Source organism: Bacillus cereus group sp. N8, from assembly GCF_016483685.1.
GTDB lineage: Bacteria > Bacillota > Bacilli > Bacillales > Bacillaceae_G > Bacillus_A > Bacillus_A proteolyticus.
Genome location: NZ_JAEHBK010000038.1, coordinates 1 through 16,324, shown reverse-complemented (window position 1 = coordinate 16,324; position 16,324 = coordinate 1). Strand labels below are relative to the sequence as shown.

Sequence of the window (16,324 nt, the reverse complement as noted above, 5' to 3'; positions counted from 1 at the left end):
TTTTTTACATTTTTTTTAAACTTCCCCCCTATTAAATTTCAATAAGTATAGGTACAATCATTGGTTTTTTCTTAGTATGTGTATATACATATTGTCGTATTGATTTTTTTATTTGTTTTTTCATTACATTCCATGAGTTTCTATTTGCTTCTTGTAGCTCGTTAACAGTTTTTATAGTAAGTCGATTAACGTCTCTTCGGAGTTCCGAGAAATCTCTATCCACAAATCCACGAGAAATGGTATCGGGGTCAGAAATCAACGTTCCTTCCGCTTTGCTCATAGTTAAAATAATCATGAGCATCCCATCTTCTGAAAGTTGTTTGCGGTCTCGTAACACAATTTCCCCAATATTATCGACATCCCCCCCGTCTATGTAGGTATTCCCCACCGGTATTTTCCGGGTCTGACGGGCAATGGTATGTTCAATATCGACGACATCCCCATTATTGATGATAAACGTGTTTCCTTGCTCTACTCCAACGGATTCCCCTAACAAACGGTGATGGTGCAGCATTCTAAATTCACCGTGAATGGGAATAAAATATTTTGGTTTCATTAATGTAAGCATTAGTTTTAAATCTTCTTGATAGCCATGGCCAGAAACATGCATTCCAGATGTACTTCCTGATCCATAAATCACTTTGGCTCCAAGTGCAAATAAATTGTCTACGATACTCGTGATATTTCGTTCATTTCCGGGTATTGGACCTGCTGCAAAGATAACCGTATCTTCAGGTAAAATGTCGACACCGCGAAAGTTTCCTGTGGACAGGCGAGCAAGAGCAGCCAATGGTTCTCCTTGACTCCCCGTGCATAAAATGGCCACCCTTTCAGGAGCCATTTCATTGATTTCATGTGGGTCAATTAACATTCCATCTGGAACTGTTAAATAACCACGTTCCATAGCGACCGCTATGACATTAACCATACTTCGTCCAAGTAACGCAATTTTTCGATTTGTTTTTTGTGCCGCATTCACGACTTGTTGAACGCGACTAATATTTGAAGCAAAGGTAGAAAGAATAACTTTGCGTTCGGCTTTCATGAAAGTTGCTTCCACATGTTCACCTACTATTTGTTCCGATGGGGTCAAACCAGGACGCTCTGCATTGGTACTCTCAGATAATAGAAGCAAGACCCCTTCTTTGCCGATTGCAGCCATTTTATGAATATCCGAATTCTCATTATTCGCAGGGGTTAAATCGAACTTGAAGTCCCCTGTATGTACAATATTACCCTCTGGTGTGTGAAAGACTATTCCCAAGCAATCAGGAATACTATGGGTCACTTTGAAAAAACTTACCCTTATTTCTCCAATTGTCAAGTTTGAGTTTGAGTTGATTTCAATAAGTTCACTTTCTCTTAGGAGTTTATGTTCTTTTAATTTGATTTCAATTAATCCTAGTGTGAAGCGTGTGGCATAAACGGGTACATTCAATTTTTTTAAGAAGAACGGGATTCCCCCGATATGATCTTCATGTCCATGTGTGACAATTAAAGCACTGACTTTATCTTTATTTTCTACTAAATAAGCTATATCAGGGATAATCAAATCAATTCCTAATAAACTTTCATCTGGAAACTTATTGCCACAGTCGATAATCACGATGTTGTTTGAATATTCAATTGCATACATATTTTTTCCGATTTCATTCAAGCCGCCTAAGGCGAAGATAGATAATGCATTCTCTATTGTACTCAAATTTATAACCTCCCATTTTAAATATAATCTCAGTATGCCCTTTAGGTTTCCCTTTATCAGTAGGTTGAATGCTCGAGATTCCTAGAAAAAAGGGAACTTTAGACTTGTTTTCACCTAAATATACTGACTACAACATTGATGTCTTCGTTTCACACATTGTTATCGAGGTCTTTCCTCCCATGGAGACAGCTGCTATTGAAATCACTCATGGTTTTCGATTCTTAATAAAGACGCAATTCTTGTTTAAGAAATGCGCCCGATAATGGAAGATCGTTATGCAGAAGTCATGCGGCACCTACATTGTAGAATAGCCCTCTAAAACAGAATAAGCTCTCCTCATACTAATTGCATAGCTTAGGGTGAGAACAAATTCTTCTAAATCATATCTACGTGCATTGGAAAAAACCGTTGTCTTCACCTTTAACACTGAATCCACATCTCATCAGAACCTTAAGGAATACTTCAAATTATTAGCTTGATGGACATGGGACGACACCCTAATATGCTTGGATTAAAATCATTGCAAACAGCTAAAAAGGTGATTGCAAGAATAGAAGTTATGCATATAATCAAAAAAGGACAAACTCTCCAAGATGAAAAGTTTGTCCAAAACCATGATTTCTTTGGTTCAACAATATAAAATTCAGTTCCGCTAGGAAGCTTTCGTTCTTTTTTCATATCTCACTATTTTTGCATCAGAACTAACAATAGTGAATTAGAATAATGACTTAATACTTGCTAGGACAGTAAGGATACCTATAATAATGACAAATACATTGCTCATTTTCCCTCTATATTTAGCTAGTACAGGCACTTTACGAATTGCATACATTGGTAATAAACATAAGATAGCAGCAACTAACGGTCCGCTAAGGGCATCAATGATTCCAAGAATACTTGGATTTGCATAAGCAACATACCAGCATGTTAATACGACAAAAGTAAGGATCATTGTCTTAACTGTTTTTTCTCCTATATCTTTCCCGCGTGTTTTACCGGACTTAATAATCATGTCACGCATTACTTCATATGCTCCTATATAATGGCCAAGGAAAGACTTTGTAATAGCCACAAAAGCAATGATAGGAGCTGCAATCGTGATTACAGGCGAATTAAGCTCATTAGCAAGATATGAAAGGATTGATAAGTTCTGTTCTTTCGCCATTTTTAGATCCTCTGGAGTCAAACTTAGTGTGCTACTCCAAACAAAGAACATAACAACAGCGAATGTCATGATATAACAAACTTTTTGTATTTGAGCACATTTGGCATCAGTAGCTTCTATTCCATACGTAGCTCTCTGTTTCATAACAAATGACGAAATCATAGGAGAATGATTAAACGAGAATACTATGATTGGTAGTATCATCCATATCGTTCCCAAATATCCTGTTCCTGTTGAAGCAGTAGAAACACTTGAAAAACTAAGCATTGACGTATTCCACTGTGGAATCAAAGATATTGAGATAAAAAGTAGAGAAGCTATGAAAGGATATACTAGCATGCTCATTATCTTTACAGTGATATCTTGACCAAAATTTAGTATAGCGATAAGACCGAGTACTAATACAAGCGATAAAATGGCCCTTGGAGGCTCCTGCATGTGCAATTGATGCACAATAAAACTACTTGCAGTATTTGTAAGTGCAACCGAATACATCAGCACGATCGTATAAATTGAGACGAAATATACTATGTTAAAAATGATACTTGCCTTATTTCCGAAATACTCTCTTATTGTACCTGTAATCCCCTCATCAGCAGAATTGGAAGCGTATATCATTTTAGCAAGCGCCCTATGTGAGTAATACATAACAGGATATGCAAGTAGGGTAATTAACAGTAATGATAATAAACCACCTGAACCTGCATTAATAGGTAAGAATAGTACTCCTGCTCCAATTGCTGTTCCAAAAAGGCTCAATGCCCAGGTAGTATCCTGTTTATGCCACTTTTTAGGGTCTGGATATTTCTCATTTTTTACTGCAGTATTTTCAGCTTGAAATTCTATTTTTTTTGCAGTATTCCCATTCATATAATAATTCCTCCTTGTGTCCTATTCTTACGTCTCTTTTTAAGGTTTAGGAATATAGATCGTTCTTGAAGAATGAATTGCTTACAAAGTGCGCCACATCGTGTGTCCTTCTTCTAAGTAGATCAAAATCGAAAAATTCGCTAGTCATCAACCTGATGGGTTTATTAGCGCTTACAAAACATTTTAATTATATAGTAGTACATTTTAGTGATAATGGATCTTAATATACAGACATCCTTAGGAGAACAATAGAAAATAGAATTGTTAACTATTTCACAATATTTCCGATAACTGTTTATTGATTTGATTGTTTCTCTCCAAAGATTTTATTTTTTATAGCAATCCCTGTAGGTGTGGCCGCAATTCCGCCTAAACCTGTCTCCCTTAATTCGCGAGGCATCTGTCTTCCAACTCTATACATCGCTTCAATAACTTCGTCAGCATTGATGATATTGTTTACGCCGGCTAATGCGATGTCCGCTGCTGCTAAAGCATTTGCCGTTCCAATGGCGTTTCTCTTTACACAAGGAATTTCTACCAAACCAGCGACCGGATCACAAACTAAACCGAGTAAATTTTGTAATGCGGTTGAGAAAGCTTCAGAAGATTGCTGTGGCGTTCCACCGGCAGCTTCTACCGCCGCTGCAGCCGCCATCGCTGAGGCACTGCCTACTTCAGCTTGACATCCTCCGTACGCTCCTGAAATACAAGCATTATTTGCGACTATCGTTCCAAATAACGCTGAAGTGAATAGAAAATGGATCATATCTTCATGACTTAATTGCAACTTATCTTTAATACTAAATAGGACTCCCGGGATCGTCCCACTCGCACCTGCTGTTGGAGTCGCACAAATAGCCCCTAATGCAGCATTTACTTCATTAACACCGATGGCACTTTGAATCCCTAGCACCATCAAATCTCCAGAAAGAGTTTTCCTATTTTCTCGATAGTTTTTAATTTTAACAGCATCACCTCCGGTTAAACCGGTTGGAGAAAATACCCCGTCGCCCTCGATACTTTTATTTATGGCATTTTCCATAGTCGCTAAATTTCTTTCCATTTTACTCCAAACTTCTTCATAAGATGTTTTAGTTTGTTCGATTTCCTGTTCTATTGCTAATTCATAGATTGGCTTTTGGCTTTTATTAGCTGCATCCACAATTTCTTTTATGGTCATATACATATTTTTTCACTCCTTAATGTAACTAAAGAATAATGAGATTAGCTATATTGCTTAAATTTCCTAATTCCTTCTGAACATTACCAGGCAATAGCGAATCCAAAGCGAATGCATATAAATATTTTCCGTTTTCTTCTAAACTATGAAAGTTGTTAATTTCAACATCATATTGTTTAAAGATCCTGCGTAAGACAAATTCAAAGTCAGCTCTTTCGGAAATCGCAATAATAACTGGCAATGGCCCCTGCAGATCTAAGCTAAATCCGTCTATTTCAACATGTTTGACTTCAATTAATCCACCGCCGACCGAAATACCCATCGTTCTAATACTTCGGCTTTCATCCTCTAAATATACATCTGCCGTATTTGGATGACCAGCAGGACTATCACCCGCTTTTTCAATAAAGGTAATGTCAATTCCTTTAGATTCTGCTATTTTAATAGCATCTGGTACTTTGCTGTCATCGGCAGCAAATCCTAATATCCCAGCAATAATTGCAAAATCAGTTCCGTGTCCTTTATGGGTTTCAGCAAATGATTCATAATACCTTACCACGACTTTTTTTGGAAGACCTTGAAATAATTTGTTGGAAACTGTTCCAATAGCCAAAGCACCTGCAGTATGTGAACTTGAAGGACCTATCATTACCGGCCCAATCACATCAAAACAACTTTTGTATTTAACAACCTTTTTTTCTTTAATAGAAGCTACATTCATGTTCATATAAGCACTCCCATAATTTGTTATTTTTCAGTGCAGTTGAATCTAAGATATTTGAATGACCAATTCAAAATAAGATCCAGTTGATAACGCTTTCATATCTCATGTTAATAAATTTTCCTTCTGATCACACACCTTTCTTAGAGTAATCGTATCAGTATGTCCAATTTTAGAAGGTTACTTGCACGGTCTTTAGAATTTTTGCACCAGAACTAGGTTTGATATTTTCTCTAGAGGTAATAGATTATTTCTCGACGCCCTCATTATAACTTGTATATTTATGAGTCTAATATTTTTTTATTTTTAGAAAGATTGAATAAACAGAATCTTGAATGGGTAATAAATTACACTTGGCATGTAGCAATTGTGTCCATTGTTTGAAGCTGTATTAGTTAGTAGAAAAGCAAAAATAACACAGAGTTCCTTTCATTAACACATTGATTATATTGGAAAATCATTATAAAGATACTTATACTTTCCTTTGTTGAAACATCTTATTTTAGACGTGAAAGCTGTTGCAATAAATGATTAATGTAGATGGAAAGGAATAAATTAATGAAATATAAAATCTTATCCGGATATTTATAATACATTTTGCGTTTATATACATTTTCAGAAAAAAGGAACTTCTTTTCGGGGTAGAACCACATCGCTATCAAGATAAGAATTTTGACTATCCCTAATAAAAACCTAATATCTTCATGAAGTTCTTGAAAATTTCAAATCTAACTGTACCTTTGAAATAAAGTCGTACTGTTTATAAAAAAGATGTACCGTTTTAAAGAAAGTTGCACCGCTTTATCCCTTTGTATAAAGGGATATTTTTTGTGTGTATGTTTAATTACAAAAAACATTTTGTCAAAAATACTTTACTAATTGTAAGAAATAAATTACAATCTTTTCAAGAGGTGTTGCTATTGTTACATAATAAGATTGTAGTTTGTCGAGCAGAAAAAGGTTGGACTCAAGAAGAACTGGCAAAAAGAGTGGGGGTTAGTCGTCAAACTATCGCTACTCTTGAAAAAAATAAATATAACCCTTCTCTAATTCTTGCTTTTAAAATTGCAAATATATTTGAAAAGTCAATAACTGACGTGTTCGATTATCAGGAGGAGTGAGACATATGTTGTGGTTAAAATCTTTATTTTTAGTTTTAATATTCATCAGTCAGATGTATGTAATAAAATTTCAATCAAGTGATGAAGCAAAAGACGAAAGAGGGAAAGAAATTCAATATAAAACAAATAATGTGTTGTACAACATCCTATATTTAGGTATCATTGCTATTATTATTTTTCAATCGATAGATATTGTTCCTTCAGAATTTCTACCTGATTTATTGTTATATTTTGTGCTTTCATTAAGTGTGCTAGGCAGTATTTTTATATTTATCAATAGAAACAGGAAAAACTACTAATATGAGGATTCTGGTGCAAAAATAAAATATAGGAGAATAAAGCACATATATTCCTAACGGAATCGTATCTTATGCTGCAATTCCAAACAATTGATGGATGAATTCTTTCTGATTTTGGACAGACTGGTCCCGTAAATCAACCTGTTCTTTTTTAATCATATGCATGGCTTCTACTCCAGAAAGAATGGATGTAGCTGTGTCAAAACATTTGAACCCTAGCATAGAACGAATTCGCCTCTTTATAAAGCGATGATCTTGTTCTACTATGTTATTCAAGTACTTTTGTTGTTTTCTTATTTCTTTGTCGCATTGACCCATGCAACAATATCCTGGATGACATACGCAGGAACATTGGAAGGGACTTCGTATTCACTAGGATGACTTAATTCTCCGTCTCCCTCCGTGAAAAAGTGATTCAATTTCGGGTATTCTTTGAACTGAACATTACTGTAGCTTGAAAGTCCTTCTTGCCATCTCGTAAACTCATCTTTTACTGTTACTTGATAATCACGTGCGCCTTGCAGAATTAGTAATGGTTCTTTTCGTGATTTCGCTTCCTCAACTGGGCGCCAACGAGTTACATCATACATGAAATGTGGAGAAAGATAATTGTAACCAGCTGGTGGATGATCTGGATCAAAAGTTGGATCCTCAATATAGGCAAATTGTTTTTTTAGTTCATCAATATATTCCTTTTGCGCCCCGAGGTACTGATACTGATCAAGGAGTATGTCAGTAAAAGGACGCGCAGGTGGTGCCATTAAAATACTTCCTCTCACAAGTGATGCAGGTGCTTTGCTTAATATACGTGGCATTGTGCCAGCTCCTTGACTATGTCCGAGAATGAAAATGTTAGCAGGGTCAATGCCTTCCTGTTGTGCTGCCGATTTAGCTGCATATATGGCATCATCTGTAGTATCACGGTCTAAGGTAACAGGTTCTGCACTCATTTTAAAACCGTGTTCTAAGGAACGTTTCTCGTAACGTAACACTGCGATACCGCTTGATGAAAGACCAGCTGCAAGGTCTCTAAAGATTTTAGCTCCCATAAATGTACTATCACGATCATGCGGACCAGAACCGTGAACAAGAACAACAACAGGCACTTTTTCGCCAGCTTTATGTTTTGGAACCGTTAATGTGGCTGGTAAGGGGTATGTAGCATTTCCAATGACGATTTCGCGTTCTTGATAGGAATCAGGTTGGTCATAGCTAGGATGCGGGATGGTATAAGATTTCTCGGGCGTCGTTCTTACTCCAACTTCATCTACTTTGCCGCCAGGCGTGAATTTAAGGAGTAGTGGAATAGTAGTTCCTTCGATAGCTCCTTGAATTTCAACCGTTTGATGGACCAAGTTTCGTTCTTTTATAACAGGCGTTCCCATGCTTGTAATCCTGCTCCCGCCACTTTGTGTCCACCAGCTTTGTAATATATTTGCCGTAAACCTGGATTGAAAAGCTGCAGACGTCAATTGAAGTGCCTCTACATATTTACCTTGCTGGAGATATTCAAAAAATAAAGACGTACGCTCCGTTAAAGAGACTTGTTTCTTTTCTGTAGTTTGTGTCCCTTGTGTATCCGCGTGAATAGTTGTTGTAAGCGGAAAAGAAGAAACTCCTAAAGATAAGAGTAGGGTAAAAGAAAGTGCTGATTTATGTAACTTCTTTTTTTTCATCCTGTTTAACCTCCAAAATGTAATGGTATGAAATAGGGATGGTAATTAGTGGAATGTGTCCCTATTGTGGTTTCGGTACATGTAAGGGGGAATCCTGCGTACATATCAGAAAAAGTAAATTTGATAGAGTGGAGGAGTTTTGCGATGATTCAATACATAAATCAGTGCTAAATCATAGAAATCGATTGTTTTTCCAACAATGATTCTAATCCCGTTATGATGTAGGGGAAGAAATACAAGAAGAGAGGGAGGGATACGATGAAGAAATTTTTGTGGTTCATTTCTACATTGTGCATGTTTTTAGGATTGGTAACAGGGTGTAGTAGCAAAGATGACACTGGGATTTCCATTACAAGAAATGTAGCGGAGATAGACTAGCAGAAAGGAAGCGAAACAAAACAAAATAAAACTGAACAGGATAGTTATGAGGCAGCGTCCGTACCTATAAAAAAAGAAGAGGATATGGGTAAACTGAAGCATCCAGAATTGGTCAATCAGGTGATGAAGCCAGTATCTGGGGAGAGTAAGAAACAAAATGCAAATAGGATCATCAAAGCTACGATACTGGAACATATCGACGGCGATACGCTTCGCGTGAAGTTAGCAAACGGTAAAGTAGAAGTTGTAAGATTTTTATGTATTGATACGCCTGAAGTACATCATCCAAGACTAGGGCTCCAACCATTCGGATTAGAAGGAGCAGCATTTACCGCAAAGTATGCACCAGTGGGAAAAGAAGTAGAGTTAGAAATGGATGTAGGGGAACGTGATAAGCTTACAAGATTAGTGGTCTACGTGTGGGGCGAGGGACAACCCTTAAATCGAATGCTTGTGGAAAGGGGATTGGCACGTGTTGCCTATATTTATCAGCCTAATACGAAGTATGTAGATTATTTGGAGAAGAAGCAAAAGAAAGCGCAAAAAGAAAAACGTGGCATTTGGAGTGTGGAGGATTATGCAACATCAAAAGGGTATGATGCGTCTAAAATAAAAGAAAAGTAGAACAGAAGTTGAAAATACGACAAACAAATTAGGTATGCATTTGAAAGAAGATGGCTCGCCTGATTATGTAATCGGAGAAGTATGTGATTTGAATCAAAAGTTCGCCACAATTTGAACCATAATATTGCCAGAAAGCATAGTTTTTAGAGAACATCCTTGTAATATTTGAAGCATTACATTGCCATAAATCTTTTATTAACTTATATACTTGCCTCAAGAAATAGTAGTAGTCCATCTCCAACATTTAAAACCAAATATTTTTTCATTGGAAATACCTTGTACAATTGAAAGTTTTTTATTTTTTTCTTAGGAATACAATAATCGTCTATTCATAATTTTAATAAATGATTATTAAGACTGTTTGAGAAATTTATTTACCGCAATTATAAAACAATATTAAATAAAAGTTATTGTACTCATTGTAATTACCATTAATTAGGGGGGGGGTATGCTATTATATATTTGTAATTCACAAAATAATAAGAAAGAAGGGGTTGTTGTGGAAACGAAGCTTATGCAAACAGAGAAGAAAAGTGATTCAAAATCTCTTTTAGCTTTTGGATTATTAATTACTTCCGGGATTGTATATCAAAGTTTCGCATTTTTAGGAGGAAATATACCTGAATTATTAATATTGATTCTTGGAGCTTCATGGAATCTTGTATTATGTGGACTTATAGGATACTATTTTTTAGGGAAAATATCGTTAGATCAATTTAAACATTTTAAATTTAAAACATTACTCTGGGGTTTGCCTTTAACAATTATCGTGGGCATGGGTTTTGACGCAATATATGGCTATATTTTTGAACCTCCAACTACAAATTCTGTTGCTGAAGTAATAAGTGTTTCCATGATTTTATTCCGTGTACCATTCATGTTAATGGGTGAAGAATTGCTATGTACTAACTTAATCATTGCATTACAAAAATTAGGATTAAGATTTGGTACAGCATCAATAATATGTAGTGTTCTGTTTGCTTTGTGGCATATTCCTGCTTATGGTTTTGTGCCAATGCAATTATTGATAACTATAGTCCCTGTTAGGTTATTACTGAATTATATATGGAAAAATTCAAAAAGCGTTTGGGTTAGTTGGATTTGCCACCTTGCTTTCGACATTTTTGGATTTTTACCAATGCTTTTTAAATAAAAAATTTCACTTTACTTATAAGTCACAAACAATAACATAAAACAAAAAAGAACCTTAGGGTTCTTTTTTTACTTATTCTTATTCAAAACATGTAGGGATAGCACCCATCGCTATCAAGCTAATAAAATAAAGGCATGCATTTTCACTATTGGACCCCTATTTTTGGAACCATAAGTTTGTCGCAAGCAAAAAGAACCATAACCCTGCCAACCTGGCAAATTTATGGTTCAAATCACAAAGTATCAAAAGTAGGAACGATGGAAGATGAGGGAGACGGTGCTACTCAATATGTCGTAGTGGAGTATCCATCGGTAAATGGGGAGAAAGATATTATTGACGTGTTCCTAACAAAGGGACAAGTATTTAAAATGGGTGAGAAAGTCAAAATTGATATGAAGTATGTAGGCTGGGGCGGCATTTCGATTAACTACAACACAGTTGATCATATCGAAAAAGTGCATGAGGTAAACAATAGCACTCAGAATAATGATGATGTGTGGATTTGGTCTTAATAAGATTAGTAATATCCAGAATCAAAACAGTGAGACGTTCTTATGTTGTAAAAGCTATACTGTAGTGAATATGGAGCATAAAATTCATTTCAATATAAGAAAGGAGAGGAGTCTATTCTATAACTCCTCTCCTTTGCTTTATTCACACTTTGTTTGATTCAATTTATATGACCTTTTTTAAGCACGAATAGCCTTTAAAATCGACACTTTGTTCGTAGTAAACAGTACATAATTTTGTTTTACCGTTTTGATTAAAATACGGTCTGTTGTCCCATATGCTGCTCCAATACGGATTGCACTAGGATATTCAACGCCAGCATAGGTAGCATCTTCAGTAACCTCAATCACATCGCGTAAAGGGATTGTAACCTTCGCCAATTGCCATTTAATTATTAATTCTTCTTCTGTTTTTTTTACATCAATACCTAGCATTATACCAAGACCTTTCTATAATAGAATGCTTCACTTCTAATCTTATTGTACAAATTTTTAGATTATTTATCTATATGTATGACTAGAATTGGTTTCTACGTGTTCGTATCTAAAGCCTTTCCAACGTATATAAGGATATGCTGTCTTTCTGTTATAAAATATGTTAAGAACAAAAGTTCACATCAAGTTAATATGAATTTGATGTGGTTGCAGTATGATGAACGAGAAACATTTAGAGTGGCAGGAAGGAAATGAATTATGAGACTTAAATTAGTAGGAATCTTCACTTGTATGATTGTGGTGTTAGGTATTTTTATTCTTTACACCAACATATCTATTGGTAAAGGACCAAATAGGACAAACTATGAAAATCGTGAAAACTCCATAAATAAAGAGAAAGAAAGTTCTTTTGCTAGTATAGAGGCTGTAGTGAATAAGGAATATGGATTGCCTGAAAACTATAAGCCAAATGATTTAGTTGTCCCAAATGTACCATTCTCATTTAGTGGAACGGTAGAAAAGAGTCACCTTCGTAAAGAGGCAGCTGATGCACTAGAAAAGTTATTTGATTTAGCAAAACAAGAAGGAATTCAGCTGAATGCAGTTTCAGGATTTCGTTCCTATGAGTATCAAAAAAATCTGTATGCCAGCAATGTTAAAAAGAATGGGCAAGAGCATACGGATCGTTTCTCGGCAAAGCCTGGACATAGTGAACATCAAACAGGGTTAACAATGGATGTTTCTTCTAAAAGCGCGAACAATGAACTAGAGCTATCCTTTGCGAATACGAAGGAAGGCAAATGGCTAAAAGATAACGCACATCGTGCAGGGTTTATCATTCGTTACCCAAAAGGTAAGGAGAGCATTACTGGATATGCGTATGAGCCTTGGCACATACGCTACGTTGGAGATATTGCTGAAAATATATATAAGAAACACTTAACTTTAGAAGAATATATGAATATGAAATAAGCGGAGATATTTAATCGCTTGAAGAATGTATATATTTTGTTCGACAAAATAATATTGTTGATAATTAATACAATTTTTCTAAAAAGGCATGGTGGTTGTTATGAAGCTATTAGAGAATAAATTTACGCATGCATATGCTTCTGGTGCAAACGCAATTGCGGAAAATGGGGGTAGTTCAATCAGGATGGGAATTCAGTGCAACAAAAAGTAATGAATAAAAGAGAAAATCCCTGCGGGCACAGGGATTTTAGAGGAGAGATATTATTGTCGTGCAATGTCGAAATTTGGCGTATTCGACGAATTAATATTATCGCGAGTTTTCAAGTAATTGTGATGGTTGATGTGTGAAAAATGTGTACGACTTTCATATAAAAGCGTTATTTTATTGCTAAATGTATTTAAAAATTTTGAAGAGACTTTCTAAAATATAGAAAGGGAATTTTTGTTTATATAAATTATGTTATTAGAAATTCCCCTTCATTTATCATTATGGGTATAGAAAATGGTAAGAACTTAAGGTATAGGACTTGTAAGTGGGAATCTTGCTGCAGAAAAACTAAGCATTGATGGAGTCGGTAAAGCTAAAATTCTACCTTTTATAGTAGCAAGAAATACTACTCTTACGGTATCACCTGGATGTAATCCGTAGATAGTGGATACGCTGAAACTAGTAACATCGTCTTTTATATCTCGATAAACGGAAGTGTCATTGACAAATAAATCTAACATTCCCACAAAAGGCTGGACGAATACAGGTTCAAATGTCAAATTTGCATTAATTTGGTATACACCTTCCTGTTTGGCTGTAAAAGTATTTATACCATCATATTCATTATTAAAATCAAAGAGTTCAGTTGTGAAATTTACAGTTTGAGGGGCAAAAGCAACAGTAAATTGTTCATCATCTCCTATATTTGCCCTGAATGCAGATTCTATAGCTCCCGGTCCAGTAGGTCCAGTAGGTCCAGTAGGTCCAGTACGTCCAATACGTCCAGTAGATCCAGTAGATCCAGTAGATCCAGTAGATCCAGTAGATCCAGTAGATCCAGTAGATCCAGTAGGTCCAGTGATTCCGGTAGGTCCAGTGCTGCCAGTCGGACCAGTAATCCCTATTCCGGACGGTCCAGTAGGTCCAGTGTCGCCGGTAGATCCAGTATTTCCAGTAGGTCCAGTCGGCCCTGTTGAACCGATTGAATCTGGGTTTAGAGCAGCGGGAGACAGAAATTCATCCATTATATTTTCACCTCTGAAAAGATTTTAATACCAATAATAAATGTAGGGGAGTGTAAAGTGAAATGGGCAAGTGATTGTATTTTATAAATTTAACAAAATAGTTATTTAAATAAAAAGAGCGCTTTTTAAGGCGCTCTTTGACCAAGAGTCATATAGAAAAAAGGTGCACATCATAGTGTATGTATGTTTTTTATGGCTGTGCAGTTTTTATACAAAATCCTTATTTGAATGGCGAAAAAAAGACAACAACCGGAGGGCTTGTTGTCTCAAAAAAAGTAGAATGGCACTAAAATATTAGTTTAAGATATAACAGGTTATTTAAAGTATATGAATTACGTATAAAAATATACAGTAGAAATTAAGCAAAATTAAAGAGCGCTTTCTAAGGCGCTCTATGATTAAAACTAATATTGAAAAAGAATACCACATGATATCGTATATATGCTTCTTAGGATAGTGCGGATTTAATACAAAATAGTTATTTACTAGCAAATGAAAAGAGCACACTAATAAGTATGCTCTTTGAAAGTCTAGATTTCTATGAGATAGATTTTTGCCATGCCCTACACCTTTAAATGATTCGTATGATACACTTCGTGAAAAAATTGTGTTAGACCTTACTTTAAAAGTGTTATAAGTACAAGCATAAGAACAATAAGACAATGTCTTTTTTATTATTATAAAACATATATAATGATGAAAATGGTCGCGTACTAAAAACATATTTTATGAATTTTTTCAGATGGGGGGATGTTGATGAATAGGCCATGGATTGGCAAGGGAATATGGTACAAAATTTACAAGGAGAAAAAGCCGAATATTCAAGATAATTCATGCGAAATAAGAAAAAAAAAGGAAGGTCTAGAAACTGAATCAGAGCAAGAAGATGTAGGAACTGAATTAGAGAAAAAAGATGTAGAGACAGAATCAGAGCAAGAAGAAGAAACTGAATCAGAGCAAGAAGAAGAAGAAACTGAATTAGAGAAAAAAGATGGAGAGACAGAATCAGAGCAAGAAGAAGAAACTGAATCAGAAATAAAGTCTTCATTGCGTTCAATGGTAATGAAAACACCATTTGCTATTGTTTCAGAAGTGCCTAGTTTTTTGAAATTCCCTAATATAAGTATGAAAGAACAAGAAGCATTTGTATTTCAAAATGAAAAAAATGCAGGGTGTCGAGAGCTAGATGCAAAGTTATTAACTACAGTGCAATATTATCATGGAAAGGCTTATTGTAAATTAGTTTCTTCAAATCTCCATGAAAAGAGAGAGTTTTTAGAATTTTCTAACCTTAAAGTCGAAGATGATATTGAAAAAAATAGGATCGAGGCATCTTCGTGGATTCCTATCCACAGTATGATATTAGAGAAGGAAAGTGAGGGTGAATTTAATGATTATATAACAGTGAAACTACCAATAGAAATAGGGAGGTATAAAGGTGAAATTAGTTTACGAGAAAAGGTGGTATTTAAAGAAAAATTCACAGAAATAAAAGATGTGTCACAGGAAATTATTTTGACAAAAAATGAAATTTTATTACCAAAAATAAAAAAGACAGGGCAGAATCCGGTAACAGTTGAAAAAGCGGGCTTACTTGTAGAAGGCTATATCTATCAATGCATTGAATATACTATAGAACAAAGTACATCTCATGATAATATGTATCAGTTAATGCGAAATATCGTATTGGAATTAACTATCCAAGTATTACAAGAACAAGAAGTGCGAATGTGAATTACAAAAATGATTATATCTCCATTGATTAGAACAAAACTTTATTTGTAGTATACCGTATTGTATTCTTGTGAAAACCACTAAGTACTACGAAATATCTTCTTACAGTTTAATTGCAATAAATTCATTTCTAAACACCAATTATATTTTTTAGAATAATTGGATAGACAACATCTTGAATAGTATCGACTTCAGTAAAGCCGTATTTTTTATAAAAGCTTCCTAATTCTTCAAAGGGAGACAATACACATTTTGAATATGCGATTTTTTCGCCGGTTGTACTAAAAATGCAACGATTTCTCCTGCTAAGTGTAGTCCCCTATATTTCGGAAGTATGAAAATACCACCCAATTCAATCGTATCTTCATCTATTTGGACTAAACGTCCAACACCCACATACAGCTGCAGGACAGGTTGAGCCCGAAGTGGTAAGGTTCTTAAATGGATAACATAATAATTTAAAAAAGGACCTGAATTGGTCTTATCCCTGTCAAGTAGACAATATTAAAAAGACTAAGCAGCCATCGAGATTCGATATTCTATCGGAGCTCG

13 protein-coding genes and 5 pseudogenes are annotated in these 16,324 nt (G+C 35.3%); 9 read left to right on the top strand and 9 right to left on the bottom strand.

The window, feature by feature from the left end:
• Nucleotides 1-31 precede the first annotated feature (31 nt).
• Nucleotides 32-1,702, bottom strand: coding sequence for a ribonuclease J (locus JDS80_RS26880; RefSeq protein ID WP_199640418.1), 1,671 nt, complete (start codon nucleotides 1,700-1,702; stop codon nucleotides 32-34).
• 499 nt (nucleotides 1,703-2,201) lie between these two features.
• Here JDS80_RS26880 and JDS80_RS26875 point away from each other — a divergent pair.
• Nucleotides 2,202-2,342 (top strand): annotated as a pseudogene (locus tag JDS80_RS26875) (IS6 family transposase); the annotation flags it as partial.
• 75 nt (nucleotides 2,343-2,417) lie between these two features.
• On the opposite strand, the gene JDS80_RS26870 reads toward JDS80_RS26875, so the two are convergent.
• The 3 genes from JDS80_RS26870 to JDS80_RS26860 all read right to left on the bottom strand — a co-directional run bounded on the left by JDS80_RS26870 (nucleotide 2,418) and on the right by JDS80_RS26860 (nucleotide 5,644).
• Nucleotides 2,418-3,737: an aromatic amino acid transport family protein gene (locus tag JDS80_RS26870; RefSeq protein WP_199640417.1), complete on the bottom strand. Its 1,320-nt coding sequence runs from the start codon at nucleotides 3,735-3,737 to the stop codon at nucleotides 2,418-2,420.
• Between the two features lie 295 nt (nucleotides 3,738-4,032).
• Complete coding sequence (gene sdaAA, locus JDS80_RS26865; protein WP_199640416.1) at nucleotides 4,033-4,923, bottom strand: L-serine ammonia-lyase, iron-sulfur-dependent, subunit alpha; 891 nt, start codon at nucleotides 4,921-4,923, stop codon at nucleotides 4,033-4,035.
• Nucleotides 4,924-4,945: 22 nt separating this feature from the next.
• Nucleotides 4,946-5,644 carry a serine dehydratase beta chain gene (locus JDS80_RS26860; RefSeq protein ID WP_071770624.1) on the bottom strand — a complete coding sequence of 233 codons (699 nt, stop codon included), beginning with the start codon at nucleotides 5,642-5,644 and terminating at the stop codon, nucleotides 4,946-4,948.
• A gap of 914 nt (nucleotides 5,645-6,558) precedes the next feature.
• On the opposite strand from JDS80_RS26860, the gene JDS80_RS26855 reads away from it, so the two are divergent.
• Nucleotides 6,559-6,759: a helix-turn-helix transcriptional regulator gene (locus tag JDS80_RS26855; protein WP_002094847.1), complete on the top strand. Its 201-nt coding sequence runs from the start codon at nucleotides 6,559-6,561 to the stop codon at nucleotides 6,757-6,759.
• Between the two features lie 5 nt (nucleotides 6,760-6,764).
• The gene (locus JDS80_RS26850) at nucleotides 6,765-7,058 is read left to right on the top strand and encodes a hypothetical protein (protein ID WP_002169412.1); all 294 of its coding nucleotides are present in this window, start codon (nucleotides 6,765-6,767) and stop codon (nucleotides 7,056-7,058) included.
• A 69-nt stretch (nucleotides 7,059-7,127) separates the two neighbouring features.
• Here the strand turns inward: JDS80_RS26850 and JDS80_RS26845 are convergent.
• Both JDS80_RS26845 and JDS80_RS26840 read right to left on the bottom strand, forming a co-directional pair.
• Nucleotides 7,128-7,349: pseudogene (locus JDS80_RS26845) on the bottom strand (DDE-type integrase/transposase/recombinase); the annotation flags it as partial.
• 2 nt (nucleotides 7,350-7,351) lie between these two features.
• Complete coding sequence (locus JDS80_RS26840) at nucleotides 7,352-8,734, bottom strand: alpha/beta hydrolase family protein (protein WP_199640415.1); 1,383 nt, start codon at nucleotides 8,732-8,734, stop codon at nucleotides 7,352-7,354.
• Nucleotides 8,735-9,196: 462 nt separating this feature from the next.
• Between JDS80_RS26840 and JDS80_RS26835 the strand changes: the two genes are divergently transcribed.
• The 3 genes and pseudogenes from JDS80_RS26835 to JDS80_RS26825 all read left to right on the top strand — a co-directional run.
• Nucleotides 9,197-9,736 carry a thermonuclease family protein gene (locus JDS80_RS26835; RefSeq protein WP_242477424.1) on the top strand — a complete coding sequence of 180 codons (540 nt, stop codon included), beginning with the start codon at nucleotides 9,197-9,199 and terminating at the stop codon, nucleotides 9,734-9,736.
• A 499-nt stretch (nucleotides 9,737-10,235) separates the two neighbouring features.
• Nucleotides 10,236-10,889, top strand: coding sequence for a CPBP family glutamic-type intramembrane protease (locus JDS80_RS26830; protein ID WP_199640426.1), 654 nt, complete (start codon nucleotides 10,236-10,238; stop codon nucleotides 10,887-10,889).
• Nucleotides 10,890-11,125: 236 nt separating this feature from the next.
• Nucleotides 11,126-11,401: pseudogene (locus tag JDS80_RS26825) on the top strand (hypothetical protein); the annotation flags it as partial.
• A 177-nt stretch (nucleotides 11,402-11,578) separates the two neighbouring features.
• On the opposite strand, the gene JDS80_RS26820 reads toward JDS80_RS26825, so the two are convergent.
• A complete protein-coding gene (locus JDS80_RS26820; protein WP_199640413.1) occupies nucleotides 11,579-11,833 on the bottom strand; it encodes a SunI/YnzG family protein in 255 nt (84 codons plus the stop codon).
• Between the two features lie 258 nt (nucleotides 11,834-12,091).
• On the opposite strand from JDS80_RS26820, the gene JDS80_RS26815 reads away from it, so the two are divergent.
• Nucleotides 12,092-12,805 carry a M15 family metallopeptidase gene (locus JDS80_RS26815; RefSeq protein WP_071735009.1) on the top strand — a complete coding sequence of 238 codons (714 nt, stop codon included), beginning with the start codon at nucleotides 12,092-12,094 and terminating at the stop codon, nucleotides 12,803-12,805.
• A 513-nt stretch (nucleotides 12,806-13,318) separates the two neighbouring features.
• Here JDS80_RS26815 and JDS80_RS31685 read toward each other — a convergent pair.
• Nucleotides 13,319-14,038 (bottom strand): collagen-like triple helix repeat-containing protein, encoded by a 720-nt coding sequence (locus JDS80_RS31685; protein WP_242477423.1) that lies wholly within the window; start codon nucleotides 14,036-14,038, stop codon nucleotides 13,319-13,321.
• Between the two features lie 527 nt (nucleotides 14,039-14,565).
• On the opposite strand from JDS80_RS31685, the pseudogene JDS80_RS32425 reads away from it, so the two are divergent.
• A pseudogene (locus JDS80_RS32425) lies at nucleotides 14,566-14,675 on the top strand (CsxC family protein); the annotation flags it as partial.
• Between the two features lie 119 nt (nucleotides 14,676-14,794).
• Nucleotides 14,795-15,772 (top strand): BC_2427 family protein, encoded by a 978-nt coding sequence (locus JDS80_RS26805; protein WP_199640412.1) that lies wholly within the window; start codon nucleotides 14,795-14,797, stop codon nucleotides 15,770-15,772.
• Nucleotides 15,773-15,852: 80 nt separating this feature from the next.
• On the opposite strand, the pseudogene JDS80_RS26800 reads toward JDS80_RS26805, so the two are convergent.
• A pseudogene (locus tag JDS80_RS26800) lies at nucleotides 15,853-16,171 on the bottom strand (GNAT family N-acetyltransferase); the annotation flags it as partial.
• Between the last annotated feature and the right edge of the window lie 153 nt (nucleotides 16,172-16,324).

Coding starts and splice junctions, on each gene's coding strand:
- JDS80_RS26815 (WP_071735009.1), top strand. CDS start 12,092: ATGAGACTTAAATTAGTAGGAATCTTCACTTGTATGATTGTGGTGTTA.
- JDS80_RS31685 (WP_242477423.1), bottom strand. CDS start 14,038: ATGGATGAATTTCTGTCTCCCGCTGCTCTAAACCCAGATTCAATCGGT.
- JDS80_RS26870 (WP_199640417.1), bottom strand. CDS start 3,737: ATGAATGGGAATACTGCAAAAAAAATAGAATTTCAAGCTGAAAATACT.
- JDS80_RS26840 (WP_199640415.1), bottom strand. CDS start 8,734: ATGAAAAAAAAGAAGTTACATAAATCAGCACTTTCTTTTACCCTACTC.
- JDS80_RS26860 (WP_071770624.1), bottom strand. CDS start 5,644: ATGAACATGAATGTAGCTTCTATTAAAGAAAAAAAGGTTGTTAAATAC.
- JDS80_RS26850 (WP_002169412.1), top strand. CDS start 6,765: ATGTTGTGGTTAAAATCTTTATTTTTAGTTTTAATATTCATCAGTCAG.
- JDS80_RS26835 (WP_242477424.1), top strand. CDS start 9,197: ATGGGTAAACTGAAGCATCCAGAATTGGTCAATCAGGTGATGAAGCCA.
- sdaAA (WP_199640416.1), bottom strand. CDS start 4,923: ATGTATATGACCATAAAAGAAATTGTGGATGCAGCTAATAAAAGCCAA.
- JDS80_RS26805 (WP_199640412.1), top strand. CDS start 14,795: ATGAATAGGCCATGGATTGGCAAGGGAATATGGTACAAAATTTACAAG.
- JDS80_RS26820 (WP_199640413.1), bottom strand. CDS start 11,833: ATGCTAGGTATTGATGTAAAAAAAACAGAAGAAGAATTAATAATTAAA.